Raw genomic sequence first — 7897 nt, 5'->3', positions numbered from 1 at the left:
CTACTTGTATTGGCATGATATCAACCAAGGCAGTTTCAGGATTTTTATTACAGCAAACTTAACACCTACAAACTAAGGATTATAAAATCGATATCCCACTCCTACTTCACTACCCATCCGAATAAGCCTTTTGATAAAAATTAGTGGTTATAAATTTAAAAAATGTTAGGATGTTACTTGTATTTACATACATTCCTTTATAATTAAATCTTCCTATATAAATACTACTACCTAATCTACTAAATATAAAAATTATTCACAGCAGAAAAAATAGAACTCCAAGTCCACCTGCTAAGATCTTATGCGTGAAAAAATTACTCTCGAAGAGTATATAATATTATTAATATGTTAGATATCGTCGCATTTTAATGAACCTAACTCTTTTTATAAAGAAAAGACTTACTTCAAAAATCAATGGGCGAAAATAACAGAAAAACTTACGTTTATCACATAAAAATCTATTAATATCCTTCCAGGTATAGCACTTTGAATATAAGTGTCAAAAAACATTATATATGGAAGAAGGATGAATAAGAGGTCCAACCAATGTAGGTAGATTTTTTATAGTCATAGTAATTATGTTCCATAAAAAGACTCACACAACCTCCAAAATCTTCAACAATTTTCACCTAACTAGATGATAACCCTACAAAAAATTGTATATTTTTATTGTAAAATTGAAATTAATGAGGTTGCCACTACTGGAGGTACAATACCAGTAAATTGATTCAGAATGAATTTTACCATAATTAAGTAGAAAAATACTAATTTTCGTAAATATAGGTGTAAGACCGTAGTCTTACTGATCAAATCAGCGACCAAAGCACATGTAAAAGCTACGTTTATACTTAATTTGGCAATGATCTTAAGTAGCAAATTAAAAGTTCTTGATTCTTTATGCTAAAGAATTATTGTTTCCTTTTAAACTCTATCGTTACCCACTTGTGTTTCCCTACCTGGGGTAATCTCCTTGTCATCGAAATAATACTGAACTCCTACTAAAGTCACCCCCCCCCATTCTATTCCATAACCAAATTGTTCTATCTAGACATTAAAAATTTATAGCCTAACCAGCATAAACAGAAATTAAACACACAATTAACCTCTCTCCTTAAAATCCACTATAAATAGCACTAAATAAAATCTTAGACAGATAATGTCCATCGATTAGAAGAGAAAACTTCAAGACCACTAAAAAAGTTGAAAAGAAAAAATATTGAAAATACACTCCTTGTCATTCATTTTTGATAATAAACTCATCATAATAAGCTCATTGATTTAAATGATTTTTAACGATTATTTTTGAATGCTACTCGAGCATTCGTAAATATTGAGGATATTAACAATAATATTTAAAATGATCCATGTGTATAAAGCAGCCATTATATCGTCAATCATCACACCTAAACCACCTCCAATATTTTTTTCAATCCAACTAATAGGCCACGGTTTCCAAATATCGAATATCCGAAATAAAATAAAACCCATTAAAATAAAATACCAAATTTTAGGGATAGCAATCATAACAAATAAAAATCCAACTATTTCATCCCATACAGCAGCTGGATGATCGAAAGTGCCAAAGTGGCGATTTGTAATATCACAAATAATTATTCCAAAAACAAAAAGAACGAGTGCAATAATGCTATAAGTAAGCAAAGAAAATCGGCTAACAAAAATATAAAAAAACACACCTAACATTGTGCCAAACACACCTGGCATATACGGTATTGCACCCACACCAAATCCACAAGCAATGAATTCAATAGGATTCGTCCAGATACTTTGAGGAATATTATTTTTTTTCTTAAAAATGCTCATAACCTTTTTTGATTATCTTTAATGCTTGATTTTGATCATCTACTACTAAAAAAGTCCTCTCTTCTATAATTTTACCAATACATCGGTACTCACAATCCAATTTTTTAAAAAGTTTTTTTAATTGAGAGCTTTTTTTATGTGGCACTGTGAAACAAAGCTCATAATCATCCCCTGATGTCAAAGCATAATTCCAGGCTTTTTTAAATACACAATATTGTTTTAAATTTTCAGATAAAGGAAGCTGATCGGCATAAATTTTAGCACCCACTCCACTAGCTTGGATAATTTTCTCGAGGTCAGCCACCAATCCATCTGAAATATCAATAGCCGCACTTGCAATTCCACGCAACGCTAAGCCTGCTTTAATACGCGGAGAGGGACAATGTAATCGTTTTAATAAAAATGGATCAATTTTTTTATTTTTTTGCTTTAATAAATCTAATGCCAAACCAGCATCTCCTATTGTTCCTGTGACATAAATTAAATCGCCGACTTTAGCGCCGCTTCTATAAATAGCTTTTCCTCGCGGGACCATACCATTAACTACTATGGATATGCAAAGTGGTCCTGCCGTTATATCCCCGCCCATCAAAGAAATTCTGTATTGTTCTGCTAAAGAAAAAAACCCTTCCGAAAAAGCTTCAAGCCACTTTTTAGTAGCTTTTTCTAAAGTCAACGATAATAATGTGGTATCTGGTGTTGCCCCCATTGCTGCTAAATCGCTAAGATTAACTGCTAATGCTTTATAACCTAAATCGTACGGTAAAGTATTGACTGAAAAATGAACATCTTTTACCAGAGTATCTATTGAAGTTACTATTTGTGTATTTATAGGTATTTCTATTACGGCCGCATCATCACCAATACCTGCAATAATGCGTTTTGATTTACTTTGTTGAAAGTAGGTATTAATAATTGAAAATTCAGATAATGTCATTTACTGATAATATCATTTTCTTGTTAAGAAATCTTTTATATTTCCTAAAGATACTTTTTGAGACCAAAAAAGAAAAAGCAATTAAATTAAGATTTATTAATAATATAAGATTCAGTAATAATTCAATGTAAGATATAGTTGAATTCAATATAAGAGATACTCGAAAGCTCAATTAAGAATTGATATTCTTCATGAAGTAATAATTTTTTGCTTAGCCAAGAAAAAATAAAAATACAAAGATAACTTCCCTTACTTTCAATTTTAAAAAATTGATGCCGTTAATCCAAATTAATCCTAGTAAATTAGCTTGACGAACTGGTATAGAACAATCAATAATTCAGCGATTATCTATTAGCTCAAAATAGTAACCCAAAATTAACTATAATAAAGCTTATCGCCAGATATTTTTCAATCAATCTTAATCAATTGATTCATAAAGAACTATTATCCAGTTAAAAGCCTTCAAACGTGGAACCGCTCAATCTTTATAGGAATCGTGTCCCTGTAATTTCATAGAAACATACTATCAGCTGGCCGAACTTTTTTTGTAATATCAAAAACTCAGAAAGCCTCACTTATGTTTCTACGAACATCAATATCAATAAAATACTTGATAGCTTACACTTCTTAAGGGCTGCACGATAAAGCCTTTATTCCCAGAAAGGAACCACTTCTATTATTATAGAACCTAACCATGAACCGCATGATTAAGATTTTATTGTAATTCACTTCAATAGAGCCAATTAAATACTCTTGAAACAAATTATTATTTAATGATGATGGTGGGTAGGTATAAGCCCTATTTAAAATTACTTAAATCCGAAGATTGAGTCCATTAAAATGACTGTTCATGAACAAGGTGACCAATTTCTTGTGGTAATAACTACTTAAAGCCAAAGTTGATTATTAAAGTTGTGCTTTTTTCATTCAAAATGAACAAGTGCTTTAAACAGTAACTCAGACCTGTTAAGCTAAAAAAAACTGATTCTAAGTTATAAAAAAAATTAGTGTGCTATGAGATCATTTTAATGCTCTCTTTTGGGATACAACCAGGATAATTAAAATTTTTATCTTTAGTGCTGCCCATAAAATTAAAATTAGTTGTATACCCAACAGAAAACATTTTTAAGTGACAGGTATAAAACAGTGCTGTTATCATCATTTCTAGAGCTATAGTTCTTCTCACCATTTATCTTACTCATTAGGGCGCATACACGAAAGATTTAAGTGTTAGGCTCTTAATATTTAATTTATTAGAAACACCATCAAGTTTGAAAACTGCTTGCCGACACAAAGAATCACTCATCATTTTTCAATTAAAGAAGATAAAAATAAGCTTTTTCAAGTTTAAACCTCAATAGAGGCTCTCTCAGCCTTAAGGGATAATTTTTCTGTACCTAATATCTAATATCTACCGAGATATGATGGGAAGATTGCAATTGCTTATATGTTCCCGGTCTGAATACCATTTTTAAATCACTCTGGATTAGGTCAAAGTTTTAAATACTTCTGATATTGTATATTGGAATAATAGTGTCAATTATTTTACCTACCCGAATTGCCGCACTGAGTACATTGCTGTTTTAAGCGTCTTCTAGGTAGAGGAAATCTGGTAAGCTAGACTTACTAATAAAAACAAGCTGTTGTGAGAAATATTCTATAGAAATTAATAATTTCCTGCTCAATTTAGATAAAAACCCAGGCCTAAGGTATTCAAGAAGTTTTAACTTTAAATCTGGAGTATATTATAAGTATCAGTTACTTCTTTTACAACAATGCAAAAAGGGAAAGGTTGCAAACAATACGATAATTCTATTTTAAGATTGAAAAGATTAGACACCTTTAGAGAGTTAAAAACTCTGAAAAATACGTTACAGACTGTTAATAGTTACTATTATTTTTTATTCTGATTGCGCTTGCGAAATTTTTTAGGACCATGTGGTCCACGACCTCTTGGCATTTTATACTCTCTTTCTTATCTGATTGCTTAATACATCTAAAACTGCATTAACATATTTATACCCTTCCTGAGCACCAAATTCTTTCACTAATTCCACTGCTTCGTCAATGATTACCTTATACGGTACATCTTTTCGATACAACAATTCGTACGTAGCTAAACGCAATACTGCCAGTTCTACAGGATTTAAAGCGTTAATATCGCGATCTAAATGCTTCACGATTAATTTCTCAATAAACGCAATATCCTGGATGGTTCCCATTATTAAATCTTTAAAGTAAAGAAAATCAGCATCAGAAATATCATGTTCTTCAGAAAATTTATTAATTAAAACATCTGATGGTGTTTCCCCAAAAGCCCATTGATAGAGGGCTTGTAGGCTATAGCGCCGTGCGTTATGGCGTTTATTATTTTTCATGAATTTTTTTCTGCATTGTCTTATAAACAATGCATTTCATAATAAAATGCATTAATTTCTTAAAAGCTATGATAGACTTAAACAAATCGCACATAACTAACTTCATCTAAAGCCCGTAATTTTTTTTATTAAAACTTACTTAACTTCACTGAGAATTTACTTTACAATTTTCGCTTGCTCACAATTAATGAATGCTACCTTAAAAAGTAGCTTTAATTTTTCCAGTACTAGTGGCATTTTTTTAACATTTGTAATGAATCCTGTACGCAAGAGGCTATGCTTCATAAAATTTACTACTTGTCTGGACGTCCTATCTGATAATCCGTGGTAAATTAAATTAGACCTATTTTAAAAATAGTAAATCCATTCTTAAGATTTCAAACACTTACGGCCCTGATATATTTTAGGGCACCTTCTTTTAATAAACCACACATCAATTACTCTAGTATCTTTTAAGTTTATAGATAATAATATATTATCAAAGCATTCTTTCTTGACTATATATGGGAAACTGCTGAGTTAATTTTCTTACTTTTTTTTTGATTTCAGCGCTTATATTTTTATTATTTGGATTATCCAAAATATCACAAATCCAATGACCTACTTCTAAAACTTCTTGTTCTTTAAAACCTCGTGTAGTGACGGCTGGCGTTCCAATTCGAAGACCACTTGTAACAAACGGTGAACGAATTTCTCCAGGTACTGTATTTTTATTAACAATAATATTAGCCTGAGCTAGTGCTAACTCTGCCTCCTTCCCTGAGATTTCTTTATTTAATAAGCTCACGAGAAACATGTGATTTTGTGTGCCACCTGAAATAACAGTATAATTACGCTCCATCATTACGGCTGCCATCACTTCAGCATTTTTTAAAATTTGTTGTGCGTAAGATTTAAATTCCGGCTGCATAGCTTCCTTAAACGCTACAGCCTTTGCAGCGATCACATGTATTAAAGGACCGCCTTGTGAACCTGGAAAAACTGCTGAATTTAAACGCTTTTCTAATTCAGGATTTGCTTTAGCTAAAATTAGTCCAGAACGAGGCCCTCGCAGTGTTTTATGAGTAGTGGTGGTCGTTACGTCTGCGATATTAACAGGAGAAGGATAAACTTCAGCTGCTACTAAACCCGCCACGTGGGCAATATCGGCCATAAAATAAGCATGAATATTATCAGCGATTTTACGAAAACGTTGCCAATCCACTATCCCAGAAAAAGCTGAAAATCCCGCCAAAATTACTTTTGGCCGGTGCATCTCGGCCAACTGAGCCACTTGATCGTAATCGATATCACCTTCTAAATTTAATTTATAGTGAACCGCTTTATAAAATCTACCCGAGAAACTCACTGGTGCACCATGTGTTAAATGCCCTCCATGTGATAGATCCATAGCTAATAAATTATCCCCAGGATTAATAAGAGCCATATACGCTTCTGCATTAGCTTGCGAACCAGAATGAGGTTGGACATTCGCATAGTCAGCCTTGAATAAGGTTTTTGCCCGAGAAATAGCCAATTGCTCAACAATATCAATGAATTCACAGCCCCCATAATAGCGTTTATGAGGATAACCTTCCGCATATTTATTCGTTAGCACAGACCCCTGAAGCTCTAACACCCGAGGACTCACGTAATTTTCTGAAGCAATTAACTCGATATTTTCTTGTTGCCGTTTCTCTTCGCTCCGAACTGCTTGGGCAAGTTCGGGATCAAAGATTTTGAGTGTGAAACTGGGATTGTACACCTGATCAGGTTCCTTAGTTTAACTAAAAATACATTCTACCTCACCCCCGAAGACAATAGAATAGCAATTGAACTAAGAAGGGGGACTTCGTATAAAGAAAGAAGCAAGTCGTCGTTCTTTAAAGGAAAGGGGGGGCTGGAATTTATCAAGTACTTAGTTCTATTTTCGCAAATTTATATAGAAATTTGATTGATAATATTTTTATCTAATTTTAAAAAACCCAACTTATTACGAATATTTAATAACTTTTATACTCTAGTAAATAAGGACAATAATTTCTCAACTTAACAAACATAGTACAATGATTACCCTCAAGGCACAAATATTTTGTTCAAGTAAATAACAAAATCCACTACTCCTAACAACCCCAAAAGGCATAAGTAATCAAAAAATTTAATGGCATGTCTTCTAACTTCGTGGCTCAGGTAAAAACGATCCTAGAATCTTAGACTAAGCTAATTTCTAAAAAGGTGATTAAGCGATTTAATCAGAATAGCTAATTAAGATTTTGTCAGCTTACTTACTTCACCCGTAATGATCATCTAGAAAATCTCTGTAACATAAGACTGATTTTCCCTGGACGAATTGTGCTCTAATCTCTTAAACGTGTTTCAGATAACCGAGTCTTTTATAGTGGTTGATCACTTTGCTCAGTTGTTCGTTTTACATCTCTAAAAGAAACTTTTTACTTACAATAATCCGTTCAAGCTGATTATATCCAGCACTCAATTTTCATAAAATCCTCTTCATCGATCTTTTAATTTTGCTGATGCAAGGAATAATTTCAGCTTCTAATCTTATACATATAAAACAATCAATTAAAGTCATCACCTAACGATAATATCAATTTATTACACTGAAAATAATTAATTATAATTATAATCACGGTCTTCAGTATTTACCTGTGAATTTCGTAGCTCTAAGTTACCTGAAATCTCTAGCAGTTTAATCATTAAACTCCAAGAAAAACATTTTGCGAAATTATGCCTAATACTTTCCTGATTGAAAGTCTTGATG

At 32.2% G+C, this 7897-nt stretch carries 4 protein-coding genes; all 4 read right to left on the bottom strand.

Annotated features, from left to right (window positions below):
- Positions 1–1296 precede the first annotated feature (1296 nt).
- The 4 genes from CLERM_RS02760 to glyA all read right to left on the bottom strand — a co-directional run bounded on the left by CLERM_RS02760 (position 1297) and on the right by glyA (position 6880).
- Positions 1297–1821: a phosphatidylglycerophosphatase A family protein gene (locus CLERM_RS02760; protein WP_102157072.1), complete on the bottom strand. Its 525-nt coding sequence runs from the start codon at positions 1819–1821 to the stop codon at positions 1297–1299.
- Entirely contained in the window at positions 1808–2758 is a 951-nt protein-coding gene (thiL, locus tag CLERM_RS02755) for a thiamine-phosphate kinase (RefSeq protein ID WP_102157071.1), read from the bottom strand. The genes CLERM_RS02760 and thiL overlap by 14 nt, the downstream gene beginning before the upstream one ends.
- A 1961-nt stretch (positions 2759–4719) precedes the next feature.
- On the bottom strand, positions 4720–5136 hold the full coding sequence (gene nusB, locus CLERM_RS02750; RefSeq protein ID WP_102157070.1) for a transcription antitermination factor NusB: 417 nt from the start codon (positions 5134–5136) through the stop codon (positions 4720–4722).
- A gap of 478 nt (positions 5137–5614) precedes the next feature.
- Complete coding sequence (glyA, locus tag CLERM_RS02745) at positions 5615–6880, bottom strand: serine hydroxymethyltransferase (protein WP_102157069.1); 1266 nt, start codon at positions 6878–6880, stop codon at positions 5615–5617.
- Positions 6881–7897 lie beyond the last annotated feature (1017 nt).

Source organism: Coxiella-like endosymbiont (assembly GCF_002871095.1).
Classification (GTDB): Bacteria; Pseudomonadota; Gammaproteobacteria; order Coxiellales; family Coxiellaceae; genus Coxiella.
This window is presented reverse-complemented; position numbering and strand designations above follow the sequence as displayed.